This window comes from Ruegeria sp. BHSA123, assembly GCF_059613425.1.
Genome location: NZ_JBXWSL010000057.1, coordinates 1 through 15,356, shown reverse-complemented (window position 1 = coordinate 15,356; position 15,356 = coordinate 1). Strand labels below are relative to the sequence as shown.

At 54.2% G+C, this 15,356-nt stretch carries 15 protein-coding genes; 5 read left to right on the top strand and 10 right to left on the bottom strand.

All coding sequences use genetic code 11. From position 1 onward, the window contains the following. From AC2FNC_RS17325 to AC2FNC_RS17315, 3 genes are all read right to left on the bottom strand, one after another. Positions 1-1,007, bottom strand: a 1,007-nt coding sequence (locus AC2FNC_RS17325) for an FAD-dependent oxidoreductase (protein ID WP_496716063.1), incomplete at its 3' end; no start/stop codon positions are given. A gap of 3 nt (positions 1,008-1,010) precedes the next feature. Further along, the gene (gene fghA, locus AC2FNC_RS17320; protein WP_496716062.1) at positions 1,011-1,844 is read right to left on the bottom strand and encodes an S-formylglutathione hydrolase; all 834 of its coding nucleotides are present in this window, start codon (positions 1,842-1,844) and stop codon (positions 1,011-1,013) included. A gap of 102 nt (positions 1,845-1,946) precedes the next feature. Then, positions 1,947-2,876 (bottom strand): AEC family transporter, encoded by a 930-nt coding sequence (locus AC2FNC_RS17315; protein ID WP_480519920.1) that lies wholly within the window; start codon positions 2,874-2,876, stop codon positions 1,947-1,949. Between the two features lie 145 nt (positions 2,877-3,021). Here AC2FNC_RS17315 and AC2FNC_RS17310 point away from each other — a divergent pair, with 145 nt between their 5' ends. Beyond that, positions 3,022-3,639: a TetR/AcrR family transcriptional regulator gene (locus AC2FNC_RS17310; RefSeq protein ID WP_480554930.1), complete on the top strand. Its 618-nt coding sequence runs from the start codon at positions 3,022-3,024 to the stop codon at positions 3,637-3,639. A gap of 200 nt (positions 3,640-3,839) precedes the next feature. On the opposite strand, the gene crcB is transcribed toward AC2FNC_RS17310, so the two are convergent. Both crcB and AC2FNC_RS17300 read right to left on the bottom strand, forming a co-directional pair. Further along, positions 3,840-4,178, bottom strand: a complete 339-nt coding sequence (crcB, locus tag AC2FNC_RS17305) for a fluoride efflux transporter CrcB (RefSeq protein WP_496716064.1) — start codon at positions 4,176-4,178, stop codon at positions 3,840-3,842. A gap of 20 nt (positions 4,179-4,198) precedes the next feature. Further along, positions 4,199-4,567, bottom strand: coding sequence for a fluoride efflux transporter FluC (locus tag AC2FNC_RS17300; protein WP_480554932.1), 369 nt, complete (start codon positions 4,565-4,567; stop codon positions 4,199-4,201). Between the two features lie 251 nt (positions 4,568-4,818). Here AC2FNC_RS17300 and AC2FNC_RS17295 point away from each other — a divergent pair, with 251 nt between their 5' ends. Next, entirely contained in the window at positions 4,819-6,399 is a 1,581-nt protein-coding gene (locus AC2FNC_RS17295; protein ID WP_480625154.1) for an FMN-binding glutamate synthase family protein, read from the top strand. Between the two features lie 85 nt (positions 6,400-6,484). Here AC2FNC_RS17295 and AC2FNC_RS17290 read toward each other — a convergent pair whose 3' ends face one another. From AC2FNC_RS17290 to AC2FNC_RS17275, 4 genes are read right to left on the bottom strand one after another with little or no spacing between them, the layout of a single operon-like run. Beyond that, positions 6,485-7,141, bottom strand: coding sequence for an ABC-type transport auxiliary lipoprotein family protein (locus AC2FNC_RS17290; RefSeq protein ID WP_480477226.1), 657 nt, complete (start codon positions 7,139-7,141; stop codon positions 6,485-6,487). Next, complete coding sequence (locus AC2FNC_RS17285) at positions 7,138-8,454, bottom strand: MlaD family protein (RefSeq protein WP_496716060.1); 1,317 nt, start codon at positions 8,452-8,454, stop codon at positions 7,138-7,140. The genes AC2FNC_RS17290 and AC2FNC_RS17285 overlap by 4 nt, the downstream gene beginning before the upstream one ends. Positions 8,455-8,459: 5 nt before the next feature. Further along, on the bottom strand, positions 8,460-9,275 hold the full coding sequence (locus AC2FNC_RS17280) for an ABC transporter ATP-binding protein (RefSeq protein WP_480519932.1): 816 nt from the start codon (positions 9,273-9,275) through the stop codon (positions 8,460-8,462). Position 9,276: 1 nt separating this feature from the next. After that, on the bottom strand, positions 9,277-10,401 hold the full coding sequence (locus AC2FNC_RS17275) for an ABC transporter permease (protein WP_480519934.1): 1,125 nt from the start codon (positions 10,399-10,401) through the stop codon (positions 9,277-9,279). Between the two features lie 262 nt (positions 10,402-10,663). Here AC2FNC_RS17275 and AC2FNC_RS17270 point away from each other — a divergent pair, with 262 nt between their 5' ends. The 3 genes from AC2FNC_RS17270 to AC2FNC_RS17260 all read left to right on the top strand — a co-directional run bounded on the left by AC2FNC_RS17270 (position 10,664) and on the right by AC2FNC_RS17260 (position 15,000). Further along, complete coding sequence (locus AC2FNC_RS17270; protein WP_480554936.1) at positions 10,664-12,202, top strand: alkaline phosphatase family protein; 1,539 nt, start codon at positions 10,664-10,666, stop codon at positions 12,200-12,202. A gap of 201 nt (positions 12,203-12,403) precedes the next feature. After that, positions 12,404-14,299, top strand: coding sequence for a PAS-domain containing protein (locus tag AC2FNC_RS17265; protein ID WP_496716058.1), 1,896 nt, complete (start codon positions 12,404-12,406; stop codon positions 14,297-14,299). Continuing rightward, on the top strand, positions 14,299-15,000 hold the full coding sequence (locus AC2FNC_RS17260; protein ID WP_480477238.1) for a response regulator transcription factor: 702 nt from the start codon (positions 14,299-14,301) through the stop codon (positions 14,998-15,000). The genes AC2FNC_RS17265 and AC2FNC_RS17260 overlap by 1 nt, the downstream gene beginning before the upstream one ends. Before the next feature lie 107 nt (positions 15,001-15,107). On the opposite strand, the gene AC2FNC_RS17255 is transcribed toward AC2FNC_RS17260, so the two are convergent. Beyond that, positions 15,108-15,356: beta-barrel domain-containing protein (locus AC2FNC_RS17255; RefSeq protein WP_496716057.1), on the bottom strand; the 249-nt coding region annotated here is incomplete at its 5' end.

The window sequence follows — 15,356 nt, the reverse complement described above, 5'->3', positions numbered from 1 at the left end:
TCAAGCGCATGGCAGGCAGCCACGCGCCCTTGCTGCAGTGAAGTAGAAGCCAGCGAAGGGTGGCCGATCACATCACCGGTCGCATAGATATGCGGAACAGCGGTCTGATATGTCTTGCGGTCTACCTTGATCCGGTTGCGGTGATCGGTTTCCAGTCCGACAGAATCCAGATTAAGTTTCGATGTTGCGCCCATGCGCCCGGCTGCAAAAAGCAGCATCTCCGCCCGCACGTGGCGCCCGTTTTCTAGGGTCACTTCGACGTGCTCGCCCGCATCTTCAATCTTTTCGACAGCCGATCCCAACCGCAGATCAACACCGTTTTCGCGGATTTGATGGGTGAAATCATGGATCAAGCGGCAGTCGATGAAGTCCAGAAACGTATCCCGCGGCTCGATCAGCGTCACCCGAACGTCCAGCGCCGAGAACATCGTGGCGTATTCGACCCCAATGACCCCGGCACCGATAACAACCAGTGAACGCGGGATTTCTGCCATTTCCAGAAATTCGTCGCCATCAACCACTGTCTTGCCGTTGAACGGAACATAATCGGGGCGATAAGTTTTGGTTCCCGTAGCAATCAGAAACTTGGCCGCTGTTATTCGGGTAGTCTCGCCAGCATCAGTGGCGACTTCCACTTCGTGCGGTCCAATGAACCTTGCCAGACCGTTCAGCGTATCGACATGGTTCCGGTTGAATTGATGTTCCAGCACGTCGACCTCGTGATCAAGGGTCATGTGCAGGCGGGCTTTCAGATCCTCGGCGCGGATCTGGTCTTTGACCCGATAGGAACGGCCATAAAAGCTGCGCTCGCGCCAGCCCGACAGATTCAGAACCGTTTCACGCAATGTCTTGGATGGGATTGTTCCGGTGTGAACGGATACCCCACCAAAACGGTCTTTGCGGTCGATCACCAGAACCCGTCGCTTGAGCTTGCCAGCCTGAATGGCAGCGGAACGCCCCGAAGGCCCGGATCCGATGATGACCAGATCATAGTCGTATTTGCTCATCCCTCAGTCTCCGTACAGCGCTTCGGCGTGGAAAACGATGTGGTCTTCCATGAAGGTAGATACGAAGAAGTACGAATGGTCATACCCCGACTGGAGGCGGAAGGTTGCTTGCTGGCGACGCTCAGCGATGGCTTGGGTAAGCGTTTCGGGGCGCAGCAGGTCCATGAACTGATCATTGGTGCCCGTATCGATCAGGACGGGACCGTCGAAACCGGTTTCCTTCATTAACAGGGAAGCATCGTGTTTGGCCCAAAGGGATTTATCATCCCCCAGATACGCGCCAAGCTGTTTGCGCCCCCAGTCTGCACCCGTCGGGTTCGAGATGGGCGCAAAGGCCGAAACCGAGCGGTACCGTCCCGGAAGGTTCATGGCCAGTGTCAATGCACCATGCCCGCCCATGGAATGACCGGTTATGGCCTGACGTTCGCTGTCGATGGCAAAGTTTTCGAACAGCAAGGCGGGCAATTCGTCGGCAATGTAATCCCACATCCTGAAATGCGGTGCCCAAGGCTCCTGCGTGGCGTTCACGTAGAACCCAGCGCCCTGACCCAAATCGTAGTCGTCGTGATCCGCAACACCTTCACCGCGTGGCGAAGTGTCGGGAAACACCACTGCAATGCCCTGTTCCGCAGCCCACGCCTGTGCGCCGGCTTTTGTCATCGCGTTTTCATGAGTGCAGGTCAGACCAGACAGATACCACAGAATCGGAACCGGGCCATCTTTCGCCTCGGTCGGAAGAAAAAGGCCAAACGTCATGTCGCATTGGCATGCCGACGAAGCATGGCGATACACGCCTTGCACTCCGCCGAAACAGGCATTTTCCGAAAGGGTTTCCATCAGGCATCGTCCTTATTCTAGAGTCGCAACATGGCTAACGATCCACGGACCCGGCGTAAAGTCCGAGTGCCTTTGGTGTGAGTATTTTTAAAAAGGTGAAGGTCAGGGAGTTCCTAGAGTCGCAATAACAAGCGGTATTGTTACAATGCTGACGAGCGTCGACAGCAAAATAGCAGCCGAGGCACGCTGTGGGGCAATGCCGTAATGCGCGGCCAACATATAGACATTTCCTGCTACGGGCAGAGCGGACGCCGCAATTGCAACGCTTGCCGGGAATGTTTCGACCGGGATCAGCCAGATCAGGGCGATTGCCACGAAAAGTGGGTGGAGCACCAGCTTGCAGAAACTCAACCAGGCTGCGATCTGAATTCTTTCTGCGGATTTGCCAGCCAGGGACGCGCCGATTGCAAAAAGCGCTCCGGGGGTAGCGGCACCACCGAGAATGGTCAGAAAGCTGTTCAGCGGATCGGGAACCGGGATTTGCAGGGATGACCAGACGAGCCCGGCAGAGATCGAGACAATCATCGGGTTCTTGAGCAGACCCATGCCAATCAGTTTGAAAGTGGCTGGCGTCAGCCTTCCGTCACGCCCACCGTTGATCAGGATCACGATCAGAGACGAGAATACAACCAGATCTACGGTCAGAACCAGCATGACCGGGCCAATAGCTGCTTCGGTGAACAGCACCGCGAGCATTGGCAGGCCAAGAAAGCCAACGTTTCCAATGGCAGCGCACTGTGCTTCAACCGCCGAAGTCGGCACATCAAGGCTGCGAATCCACGCTACGCAAGTGGCTATGCCATAAACAGCGGCGGTGCCTATGAGGTAACCGAAGATCAGTCTTGCGTTAAAAATCTCTGCAAATGGCAGGGTCGCCGCAAATCGAAAAAGCATTGCCGATAGTGCGAAGAAGAACACGAACTTGGTCAGATATGCGGTTGCTTCGGCCGTAAAGAACCGTGTGCGCCCAGCCCAAAAGCCAAGGCCGATGATCGCAAAAAAGGGAAGTGTACGCAAAAAGATATCGGCCATGGGCCGAGTCCTAACACGGTTTGAAACCGTCGCAAGAGACCTGCGGCACAATTAGAACATTGCCAGATATTAGCGAAATACGAGAATCCTTGTACCTGAACCGAACGGTTTATAAACTGTATCAGGTATTGCTCGAGGAGATGACATGACCCAGACCGCCACCATCCTGCGCACAGGCCGAAAGTTCGATCAGGTTTTGCGCGGGGCCCGAGAGGTTTTCATGGCGGATGGATTCGAGGGCGCAAGCGTGGATGATATTGCACGCGCGGCTGGGGTGTCAAAAGCAACCTTGTACAGCTATTTCCCGGACAAGCGTCTTTTGTTCATGGAAGTTGCGCAAACGGAATGCTGTCTGATGGCTGAACGGATCATCGCGATGATTGACGAGACCAAACCCGCCCGCGAAGTGCTGATGATCGCGGCCACGCAATTGACGGCGTTTCTGGTTTCAGATTTCGCGCAGCAAGTTTTTCGGATTTGTGTTGCCGAACGGGACCGGTTTCCGGAACTTGGCCGCGCATTTTATGAAGCGGGGCCGCAAAATGGCCAGCGTCAAATGGCGGAATATCTTGAAAAAGCCGTGGCCAAAGGTGAGTTGGCGATTGAAGATGTTTATATCGCGGCTGAGCAGTTCTCCGAGCTTTGCAAGGTAAGAATCTGGACCCGGGCCGCATTTGGAATTCAGAATTCGTTCAGCAAAGAAGAAATCACCGAAGTGGCGACACAAGCCGTGGATATGTTTCTTGCCCGTTATGGGGTCTGATCCGATTAAGAAATGGCCCATGTCCGGGTCAAGGACACAGGCCATTGCTCACACACCAGAACACTCGATGCAGTTCAGCTTAATGCAATAAGTCTTTTCAAACTCTTTATTTGTCAAAGCGTTGGCGTGGCTTGGGACCCAACGTTGGTCGGAAAGAAAAGCAAATCAGTGTTCGAGTTTATTGCCCAGCTTGGTAAGCTTCAGCGCGTTAACAGCAGGCCAAGCCAGAAAGCGAACCAGCACAGAGCAAGGCTGAACAGAATATTGCCTGCTGCCAAAAACAATGTGCGTTCGCGGTGAAGCTCGAGCGATTGGTAGGCAAAGCTGGAAAAGGTTGTAAAACCGCCGCAAAACCCGAAAACAAGGCGTTTTTGGTCCTCGGCTATGTCTACAGGACCTCCCAAATACCCCACCCAGATCCCCAGCAACAAGCTGCCCAATACATTTACGAGCAAGGTTGCTAGTGGCAAGTCGTGCCGAATTTTCAGCGCCAGCCAATGGCGCATCACGGCCCCCAGACCCCCACCCAACGCGAACATGGAATGAAGATACAATTCGCTCATGACGGCGACTTTTCAGAGTGAAAATGACGACCAAGGCTTTCGCCAATCAGCGCGGCCGCAAGGCCAAATGAAACTTCCAGCCCGATTGCCAGGGACGTTACCCATAGGCCGCCTTCGGCCATACGTTCAAGATCAGCAACAAAAGATGAGAAGGTTGACAATCCGCCGCAAAATCCGACGGTGCCAAGATACAGAACATGCGCGTGCACCTTATGGCGCACGGAATACAGCCAGCCCAGAACAAAACAGGCGGTCACGTTGATGCCGAAAGTCGAAGTTAGAAAGCTGAGGCCGGGGATTTCTAGTGCAAACGCCTCACGCAACAACGACCCAAGCGCCCCACCGACGAAGACGGACAGAAACATCACGCTTTTTCGTTCACGCCAGAGGTGGGAGTGTGTGTTTGCCAAGGATCGGCCCTTTGTCGTCCGGTTAGCGTGATTTATCCGCTGGTTGCACTGGGTTCAACAGTTGGTCCGTTCGTAACATGATTTCACATTTGCGTCCCTCAGCAGACATTTTACCGCTGACACTTGAAATAAAATTTCAATCTGTTTCACGTTGAGTTCTGACAGCATGGCTCATCAGCCCGATAAAAACACAAGGAGTTTGGAACATGATTGTACGCAGAATTTTCTTTTTTCTAAGCTGTGTCTGTCTGCCAGTGGTTCTGATCCTTGGGTTCTTCTGGTCGCCTGCCCATTGGCTTCTGATCATTTTGGTGCCGTACGCGATCATCGGTCTTTATGATGTTTTGACGACCAGGCACAACGTCCTGAACAACTATCCGGTTCTTGGCCATTTCCGGTACATGTTGGAATTTGTAAGTCCGGAAATTCGCCAGTACTTCGTTGAAACCAACGAAAGTGGCCGGCCTTTCAACAGAATTGTCCGAGGGCTGGTATATTCTCGGGCCAAGGGGCAGGTGGACACACAGGCGTTCGGCACGCAATACGACATTACCGAAACCGGGTATCATCGCGCCAACCACTCACTTGCCCCCAAACATGTAGACAAAAGTGAAGAACGCATATTGCTGGGCGGTCCACAATGTACGCAACCATACAGCGCCTCGCGTCTTAATGTGTCTGCCATGAGCTTTGGCGCGCTCAGCGCCAACGCCATCCGCGCGCTGAACGGAGGAGCCAAGGATGGGGGGTTCGCGCATAACACCGGAGAGGGCGGTCTGTCACCGCATCACCTGGCTGAAGGCGGAGACATCATCTGGCAGATCGGGACGGGTTATTTCGGGTGCCGGACCCCGGCTGGTGGATTTGACAAGGACAAGTTTGCCGAAAAGGCAAGAAAGGACGTGGTCAAGGCTATTGAGATCAAGCTGTCACAAGGTGCAAAGCCCGCCCACGGCGGTGTTCTGCCTGCTGCCAAAGTTGATGCTGAGATTGCCGAGATACGTGGTGTGCCAGAACATCAGGATGTGATTTCTCCGCCCACCCACAGCACATTCGATGGGCCCACGGGTTTGATGCATTTTGTCCAGCACCTGCGGGAAATGTCAGGTGGCAAACCTGTCGGTTTCAAACTGTGCATCGGCAGGCCGTCCGAGTTCATGGCGATCTGCAAAGCAATGCTTGAAACGGGTATCTTGCCGGATTTCATCACGATTGACGGGGCAGAAGGGGGCACAGGCGCAGCCCCGGTGGAATTTACCAACCGGTTGGGTATGCCCCTGAACGAAGCCTTGATCTTTGTCAGCAACTGTTTGCGCGGTGTCGGAGTGCGTGACAAGATTCGGATCATCTGCTCCGGCAAAGTGGCGACCGGTTATGACATGGTCGAGAAGTTGGCGCTTGGTGCAGACATGTGCAACTCGGCGCGCGCGATGATGTTTGCGGTTGGTTGCATCCAGGCATTGCATTGCAACACAAACCGTTGTCCATCAGGGGTGGCTACACAAGATCCCATCCGCGGGCGCGCCGTGAATGTGCCTCAGAAACGTCGGCGTGTTCATCGCTATCACGATGCCACGCTGGAAAGTTTCCGCGAGCTTTTGGGCGCCATGGGCAAGGAAAAAGCATCCGAGTTACATCCCCGTGATATCTTGCGCCGCACTGCGGACGAGCATGAGCGCAGCTATGCCGAACTTTATACCTATCTGGAGGACGGCGCCTTGTTAAAGGACGACATTCCCGAAGAATTTGCAGATGATTGGAACCGAGCTTCGGCCGCACAATTCTGAAAACCACATTGGGTAGAGCAATGTTTGGTCATGTGAAAGCGCGTCTGTAATTGCCCGCTTTTTCCGCCGTCTTATGCGGCTTTCGTTATCTGGGAATGGATCGCGGGTTGTTTGCCACGTGGGTATTGATCTTGCGAATGCTCCATTCTACAGAATCTCGCATCGCGCGCCCCAAAGCCAGATCAAACGCGTTGATCAGATCGGGTGTCTGATCGCTTGCCGCCACGACGTTTTCCTGGAACGAGCTGGACGCAATGATCTTGTCTTCGTATTCGTCGATCACCTTGATGTTAATACGAACTTCGACGCGAATTTTGGTTCCATTCTCGGTGTCTTCGATCACGACCCCCTGAAACTCTCTAAGGTCCGGGGCAATTACGTAATCGGCTCGCAGACCAACGGTTGAGCGTCCAACAGCTGCGACTTTGCCCGAGTTCTCAAAGCTTTCGACCAATAGGGTTTGAACGATCAAGGGCGCGCGATCCACCCAGCGGGCGCGGGGCAAATATTGAACCTGCAACGCAGTAGGTTGAATGGCAATCTGATCCGTGTTCACTGCGGCAGTTGCCGTCGGTTCCTGAACGACGATCTGCTTTTCAATCCTGGGCAGTGCTGAGGAAAAAGTGCTTTTAGGGGTCAGCAGATACAAGTCATTCGGTTTCGCCGCTTGTTTCAACGTGCCCAGACCAGCGCAGCCGCCAAACAACACGACCATCAACATTGCAAGTGCAGGCTTGATCATTGACGGAACTCCGATGCTTGGGTGCCCAGAAGGAAACGTGCCGGATCGCGTTCAACTTTGTCTACGAGGCGATCCAAACTGATAACAAGACGCTGGGATTCTTCGATAAAACGAACAAACTGAGGCAACCCGACACGCAGGAAGTCTGACACTTGTCGGCGGTTGCTCTGCACGATTTCGTCGATGGTTCCCAGCAATTCGGACGCGGAATTTGACGCGCTCAGGACGTCGTCCGAGATCTGATCGATCTTTTCCGTTATGCCCGCGACGGTTTCGGTCACCTGATTGGCCGCCTTCCGGACATCTTCCGCAACAGGTGCCACGTCTTCCTCCATGACACGATTTGCAGAGTCAAAAGCGGATTCTGCCGAAGCCAGTGCCCCCTTGGCGGACTCCATCGCCGTAGTAATCGAGCCAAGCGCCGTATTGGCGTTCAGAACGGTTTCGTTCACAATTCCAAGGGTAACGCTGCCTTCATCAGACAAAACGGTCAACCGTTCAGCCAGTTGCGAGCCTCGCTCGATGAAAGGCTTCACGTCCTGCTGCAAAATGCGGTCAGCCGTCTGAAAGGTTGTTTTAGCTTCGTCCAGCGCGGTCTTGGCGGACCCGGAAGCCGTTTTGACGGCTTCCAATGTTTCCGTACCGGTTTCGAGCGTTGTTTGAGCAGTTTCGATCAGTGGGTCCAGCCGCTTTGAAAACGCGCCAATATCCTGCGCAGCGCTGCCGATGTCATTTGCCACGGATTCAAAACTTGTCAGTGTATTGTCCAGTTTACCTGTGGCCGAAGCAAGATTGTCCAGAATACCGCTCACAGCTTCCCGGTTTTTATCATCGACGACTTTGTTCAGGTTCTCCAAAAGCGTCACGGCTTCATCCAGAACTTTTGGCGCGCCTTCGAACAGGGATTGAATTGTGCTTCGTTTGCTCTTGATAATGCTCTTTTGTGGCAATCGTTCGGCGTTAGCGGACCCCCCTGTCAGTTCGACATAACCAACACCAGTCACACCAAGTGACTGAAGCTGTGCGATTGTATCATTGGTTATCGGAATGTCTGCGTCCACTTCGATCCGCACCCGAACCTTTGACGGATCATTATCATCCAGTTGCAAGGAAACGACCTGCCCGACCGGCAGGCCGTTGAAGTTCACGCCGCTGGCTGCCGACAGACCTGCGACATTGTCAAACAGTACATCGTAATAAGCGTATTGGCGCGTGATCTCAAACTTGGCGAGCCACAGGAAAAAGCCGAATGCGCCCAGCAACCCCGCAAGGGTAAACGCGCCGATCAGGATATAGTTCGCCCGGGTTTCCATTGCTTTTACCTGTTTTGCCCCTTCTGTTGCGCCGCGCGGGCGCGGGGGCCTGTGAAGTATTCCTGTACCCAAGGATGGTCGACCTTGGTCATGTCCTCAATCGGACCTTCAACCAGTACGCGCTTTTCTGCAAGCACTGCAACGCGGTCGCAGATCGCGTAAAGACTGTCCAAATCATGGGTGACCATGAAAACGGTCAACCCAAGTGCCTGCTGTAACTCACCGATCAGTTCATCATACGCGGCTGCGCCGATCGGGTCCAATCCTGCGGTTGGTTCGTCCAGAAAAACGATCTCGGGGTCAAGGGCCAGCGCCCGAGCCAGCGCAGCGCGCTTGCGCATGCCACCCGACAGTTCTGACGGAAACTTGCCGCAACTCAGCTGTGGCAGACCCACGAGGCTAATCTTCAATGCACCCAGAGACTCCATTAGTTTTTCGCTGAGACCTGTGTGTTCCCGCAACGGAGCCATCACGTTTTGCAGCACGGTCAATGACGAAAACAGTGCCCCGTCCTGAAAGGCAACACCCCAGCGGCGTTCGATCCTGCGGCGGTCATCCTCTGGGCCATTCAGAACATCGACGCCCAGCACCTCGATTTCTCCGGCGGCGGGTTTGTTCAGCCCTACGATAGTTCTGAGTAATACGGATTTACCGGTGCCCGACCCGCCAACGATTCCCAGAACTTCTCCCTTCCAGACATCAAGATTCAGGTTTTCGTGTACCACCTGGGTACCGAACTGAGTTCGGAGCCCGCTTACACGAATGACAGCCTCACGGTCTTTAGTTGTGGCGACTGATGGCTGTGGTGTATCCCCGGTCATGTCATATTCCGATCTCTGAGAAGAAGATCGAAAACAAAGCGTCGATTGCGATCACCATGAAAATGGATTGAACAACTGATGCTGTCGTACGTTGACCGACACTTTGGGCGGACCCTTTGACCTGCATTGCCTGCCAGCAGGCAATAACGCCAATAACGAGCGCAAAGAACGGAGCTTTGATAAGACCGACCGCCAATTGCCAGACGTCGGTGTTTTCCTTCAAGCGAGTAAGAAACATGCCGGGGCTTACACCCAGGTCGATCCAGCTCATCAATGCGCCACCAAACAGACCCGCGATATCGGCGACAAAACCCAGTATGGGCAACATGATCAACAAGGCCAAAACGCGGGGAATGACCAGAACTTCGATCGGGTCCAGACCCAGTGTTCGCATTGCGTCGATTTCTTCCTGCACTTTCATCGAACCGATAGATGCGGTGAATGCAGAACCCGAGCGCCCGGCAACAATAATTGCCGTCAACAATATGCCCAATTCACGCAGAACCGAGATCGAGATCAGTTCGACAACGAATATCTCAGCTCCAAATTGCTTCAACTGGGTTGCGCCCTGAAAGGCCAGTACTACACCGATCAGAAATCCCATAAGGGCCACGATTGGCAGTGCTTTGAACCCGGTCTCTTCCATGTGTGTGACCAGCGCTGCCTTGCGCAGTCGCCATGGCATAACAATGGTACGAAACAGCCGATGCAGTGTCAGACCCAGAAATTCGAGGATGGAAAGCGTATCCCGCCAGGCACCTACGGTGATGTGACCCATTTGTGCGATCAAATCCAACAGACTTCGCGGTTTATCAAGTTCACCGGGTTCGTCGGGTATGCTGCGGGTTACAGTATCTATCAGAGTGGCATGTGCCGGTTTCACCCCTTGAAATTCAAGTGTTGCACCTTGCGACGTGAAGCGTTTGCCAAGGTCCGCGATCAGCCAGGCACCGCCGGTATCCAGGGCTTCGACCTCGGACAGATCGAGAACAAGCCTGTCTCCGGTTGGGCGGACAGAGGCAAAACCTTGTTCAACGGTTTGCAGCGATTGCGTGAGCAGCTCTCCGGATATGCGTACACGAGTACCGCTGGAATCGTGTTCTGAGATTATCGAAGGCTGCGTCATGAGGTCATGTGAAGTGAAACATTCAATGACCGCAATGGCTTTGTGCCATTGAACATCTTTTTGCCGCGCCGGATGGCCTTGACGTCACGCCGACCGTCGCATTGGAGCTATGCTGAACAGGTGCTTACCAGAAGTTATCGCACAGCAACTTTGTCGGGATAATACGCCTTTGTCCGACCGACAAATCGGTTGCGCTATGGCGGGAAGCAATACACATTCCGCGTTGTTTATTTTATTACGGCGCGGAATCGGAGAAGTCGGTATGCATCAGACCAAGAACGTCTTGTTTGTCATCATCGATCAACTCAGAGCGGATTGCCTGTCCGGGGCCTTGGCAGACCATGTGAACCTTCCGAATTTGCGGGCTTTTATGGATGAGGCCGTGACCTTTACCCGCCATTTCTCGGTCACCAATCCCTGCGGTCCCTCGCGAGCATCGATTCTGACCGGCCAATATGCGATGAATCATCGGTCGGTTAGAAACGGAACGCCGTTGCGACACGATACCCCGAACATTGCCACGGAAATGCGCAAAGCTGGTTACTTGCCAATGTTGTTTGGGTACACAGATACCTCCGCCGATCCGCGCGTCCATGATCCCAATGACCCTGACCTCAAGTCTTACGAACAGTCGATGACCGGGTTCGTTGAAGTTGTCGAAATGCGCCTTGAAGAATCATATCCATGGCAAGCCCATCTGATGAAAAAGGGGTATCAATTCGAAAAGTACTGGGACGTCTACAAGCCCGTTTCGCCCGATGGTGGACACCCGCAGCTGAATGATCCCGCGCTGTATCGGGCAGAAGACAGCGATACAGCCTTTCTGACCGATGCCTTTCTGGACGGAATCGCGCCTCATCGTGGAAAGGGTTGGTTCGCCCATTTGACCTATATCCGCCCGCATCCGCCGTTGGTCGCACCGGCCCCCTACAATGACATGTATGACCCGGCGGACATCCCTCTGCCGCACTGCTTGCCGAGCGCAGCAGCAGAAAAAGCGCTGCATCCGTTCTTCGGACCAAAGCTGGATACCTATAGCGCGAAAAAATTCGTTCACGGTTTTGATGACGTTGAACCTACGGACGAAAACAATCGCACTTTGCGTGCTATATATCTTGGCCTGGCAACAGAGGTTGATCACCACATCGGTCGTGTTGTCCAGTACCTGAAGGACAGCGGGCAATACGACGATACACTGCTGGTTATCACCGCCGATCATGGTGAAATGCTGGGGGATCGACACAGCTGGGGCAAGATGACGGTCTACGATGCGGCGTATCACACACCGCTGATGATCCGTTTGCCCGGGAATGAAGCTATGGCGGGAAGCAAGATCACCGTTCCAACCGAGTCTGTGGATGTCACACCAACCATATTGGACTGGATTGGACAGGCTGTTCCGAACGCTATGGATGGACGGTCCTTGCTGCCATTGTTGCGGGGTAATATCCCAGACGATTGGCGCGACTATTCTTTCAGCGAACTTGATTTCTCAGAACCTGAAAACCCGACGTTATGGCAACAAGAATTGGGGACCGGTAACAGCGACTCGTGTTTGGGAATATTGCGGGATGAACGGTTCACCCTGGTCGAGTTCGCTGCCGACCTGCCCCCGATCCTGTTCGACCATCAAGGTAAGGGCGAATTCGAGAATGTCGCGGAGAATCCGGATTTTGCAACAGATCTCGCACGGTTAGGCCGACAGATGTTGCGCCACCGGATGAAAAATATGGACCACACATTGTCCTTGCACTCGATCACAACTGAAGGCGCAAAATCCTGTCCCAGATACACATCTTAGAACGCGGTTTATTGTCAACGTTCATCTATTCTGGCTGTACCGGACGCTCGGTCACGGGCGGGTTTGTCGAAGTATTTTGCTTTGTGCACTCCCGGATTGCAAAAAGCAATTGAACGAAGACAGGGTCCTAAACGCCTCCCCTCAATTCCACTACCCGTGCATGGTTTCAGATGCTAGGCATGAGCCGAGGAGAAGACGAAGTTGGACATAACGGAAAAGCGTATCAAGGCGATGACGACCGCCGGGCTGAACCTGATAGGTCAGGCGCTTTCCATTTATGACAGCAAATTGCAACTGGTGCTCAGCAATCGCCGTTTCCAGGAAATGTTCGGTTTGCCGGACGAGCTTGTTCAAAGGGGTGCTTTGTTTCGGGATACGATCCACTTTCTTGCCAGCCGCGGTGAGTATGGCGACGATGAAAGTGTCGAGGAAATGGTCAATCTGCGCGTCCAGCAAGCCTTGGCGTTTGAGCCTCACTACATGGAGCGCGTGCGTCCCAATGGGCAGGTTGTTTCAATTGAAGGCGCACCGCTGCCACAAGGCGGGTGGGTCGCGGTCTACACCGATATCACCGGAACGCGGCGGGCGGAAAACCTGTTGCGCGCGCGGTCTGAGGAACTGTCGGAACAGTTGCTGAGCCACGCGGAAGAACTGTCCGCAACCAACCGCAAACTTGCGGCCACGATCGCGGCGCTGGAAGAGGCCAAGCGGGAATTGACCGAAATCGAAGCTCGCACACGTATGGTGACCGAGATGATGCCGGCTCATATTGCGCATTTGGACAGCGACGGCCGATACGATTACTCGAACCGTCGCCTGAGCGCCGTCATGCCTGGGCGTCCGTCCGATATTCTGGGGCTTCACATTTCTGAAGCGCTGGGTGCGACCGCCTTTGAACGGGTTAAGGCCCAATTGTTTAAGGCCTATAGCGGAGAGCCGTCGGTTTTCGAGTTCACCGAAGATCAGGATTCCCGACGCATCCGGGTTTCGTTTACGCCGGATGGGGCAGGGGGTGTGTACGTGATGTCGGTGGACATCACCGAAGAGACACAGGCACGCGTTGCATTACAGCAAACCCGCCGCCGGGCGATGGCAGCCCAGATGACCAGCGGGCTTGCCCATGACTTTTCCAATCTGCTCACTATCATCCTGGGGATGCAGTCCCGCCTCGACAAGATGGATTTGCCGGATGGCGCTCAGGAACTTGTGGCCGCAACTCAACAAACCGCGCGCCGGGGCGGGCAGCTGCTGAACCGGATCGCCGACATGACTGGAAACCGAACGCCGCAACCGCAGGCAACGGACATCGGGGGATTGTTGGAAGACCTGAGGATTCTGGCGACACCCTCACTGCCTCGCGGTGTGGGCCTGTCCGTCGTAAACACCTTGCCAAAACAAACATTGATGCTTGATCCGGGTATGGTTCAGGATGCGCTTTTGAATTTGGTCCTGAATGCCCGGGATGCCTGCGGGAGCACGGGTCAAATCACAATCAGTGCACATGCCATAGGTGAGATCTGGATCGAAGTCACGGTTTCCGACACCGGGCCGGGGTTTTCACCCGAGGCGCTAGAAAAGGCACTGAACCCGTTTTTCACAACAAAAGGGAGCGACGGGTCAGGACTGGGGCTGCCGATGGTTTATGATACGGTCAAGCTTGCCGGTGGCGATCTGAATCTAAGAAATACACCATCTGGGGCCTCAGTTGTCATGCGTTTGCCTTTTCGGCCCGCTCCTCCGGCTCAGGGTGGATTGGTACTGTTGGTTGAAGACAGCGAAGACCTGCGCGGGCAGTTTAGGGACATGCTGGTGGATTTGGGCTTTACTGTCATTGAAGCAAATTCAGTTGATGAAGCACTGGCCTTGATATCGAGTGTGAAGGACATTTCGCTGGTCTTGTCGGATATCCGTCTGGAAGGACACGGTACAGGCTTGGACATCCTTGAACAGATGAAACCGGGGTTGCCGCTTATCCTTATGACATCTCTGCCAAATTCAGATCCGCTGCATCAACGGGCGCTTGCCCTGGCACCTGTTTTGCGTAAACCGTTCTCACAGGCTCAATTGTCTGCTCTGATCCAAACCGAGGCCGCCTGATGTCGCAACCACTGGTGACCATTCTCGACGACGAACCCGAGATACGGCGCATTCTGACGGATGCACTGGAGGATGCCGGTTTCCGGACGCAGAGTTTTTCCCGTGCCAGAGAGTTTGAAGCAGCCCTTAATCGAGTAACCCCTGATGTTTGCCTTGTGGACCTGTCTTTACCAGATACCGACGGGCTGGCGCTAGTTCATCGCTTGGCGCTGGAACAGGGTGCAGCAGTGATCATTATTTCCGGCCGGGCACAGGTTCAGGACCGTGTGACAGGGCTGGAGTTGGGCGCGGATGACTATATTACCAAGCCGTTTGACCCGACAGAAGTCGTTGCCCGGGTGCGGGCCAGGTTGCGCGCGCCGCGCGGTCGGACATCACAATCGGACAGGGCGGAATTCAACGGCTGGATTGCGCATTTTGATCGGTATGTTCTGGAAGACGGGTCAGGGACTGAAACACCTTTCAGCCATGCTGAAGGCGAGGTTTTGCGTCTGTTTCTGGAAAGCCCCAAGCGGCTGATCAGCAGGGGGCAGATGCAGGAGTCCTTGGGCGGTGCGGCCGGCGACAGTTTTGATCGTGCTATGGATGTCAGAATCTCCAGGTTGCGTACGAAACTTGGTGAAGATCCAAAGAATCCGCGCCTGATCAAAACGATTTACGGTGCCGGGTATATTTTCCTGGGGGATGTCGACTGGAAATAGTGACCCCCTGGTGGGCAGATTGCGAACCTGAATTTCTTTCCGCCCTCTGCGTCAGGCGATGTTGATAGAAAAACACTGTAAGCGTCGGAAAAACAACTATTTTGCACTTACTCACGCAAAGCTTGATCTTTTATCTTCACGACAGGTTCCAGCAGATACTCCAATACGGATTTTCGACCTGACAAAATGTCAACCTCTGCGTTCATGCCGGGTATGATTTCCACCGCGACACCATTTCCATCGAGCATTGTGTCGCTCGTGCGAATTTCCACAACGAACACCTCTTCGTCGTTCCGCTCTGAACGTTTGACGGTATCGGCGCCAATCCGTAGGATTTCACCATCCAGCGCCCCGTA

Excerpts from the sequence above, each read along its gene's own strand:
- fghA (WP_496716062.1), bottom strand. The coding sequence starts at position 1,844 with ATGGAAACCCTTTCGGAAAATGCCTGTTTCGGCGGAGTGCAAGGCGTG.
- AC2FNC_RS17315 (WP_480519920.1), bottom strand. The coding sequence starts at position 2,876 with ATGGCCGATATCTTTTTGCGTACACTTCCCTTTTTTGCGATCATCGGC.
- AC2FNC_RS17300 (WP_480554932.1), bottom strand. The coding sequence starts at position 4,567 with ATGTTTCTGTCCGTCTTCGTCGGTGGGGCGCTTGGGTCGTTGTTGCGT.
- AC2FNC_RS17275 (WP_480519934.1), bottom strand. The coding sequence starts at position 10,401 with ATGACGCAGCCTTCGATAATCTCAGAACACGATTCCAGCGGTACTCGT.
- crcB (WP_496716064.1), bottom strand. The coding sequence starts at position 4,178 with ATGTTCGCGTTGGGTGGGGGTCTGGGGGCCGTGATGCGCCATTGGCTG.
- AC2FNC_RS17285 (WP_496716060.1), bottom strand. The coding sequence starts at position 8,454 with ATGGAAACCCGGGCGAACTATATCCTGATCGGCGCGTTTACCCTTGCG.
- AC2FNC_RS17260 (WP_480477238.1), top strand. The coding sequence starts at position 14,299 with ATGTCGCAACCACTGGTGACCATTCTCGACGACGAACCCGAGATACGG.
- AC2FNC_RS17295 (WP_480625154.1), top strand. The coding sequence starts at position 4,819 with ATGATTGTACGCAGAATTTTCTTTTTTCTAAGCTGTGTCTGTCTGCCA.
- AC2FNC_RS17280 (WP_480519932.1), bottom strand. The coding sequence starts at position 9,275 with ATGACCGGGGATACACCACAGCCATCAGTCGCCACAACTAAAGACCGT.
- AC2FNC_RS17270 (WP_480554936.1), top strand. The coding sequence starts at position 10,664 with ATGCATCAGACCAAGAACGTCTTGTTTGTCATCATCGATCAACTCAGA.
- AC2FNC_RS17310 (WP_480554930.1), top strand. The coding sequence starts at position 3,022 with ATGACCCAGACCGCCACCATCCTGCGCACAGGCCGAAAGTTCGATCAG.
- AC2FNC_RS17290 (WP_480477226.1), bottom strand. The coding sequence starts at position 7,141 with ATGATCAAGCCTGCACTTGCAATGTTGATGGTCGTGTTGTTTGGCGGC.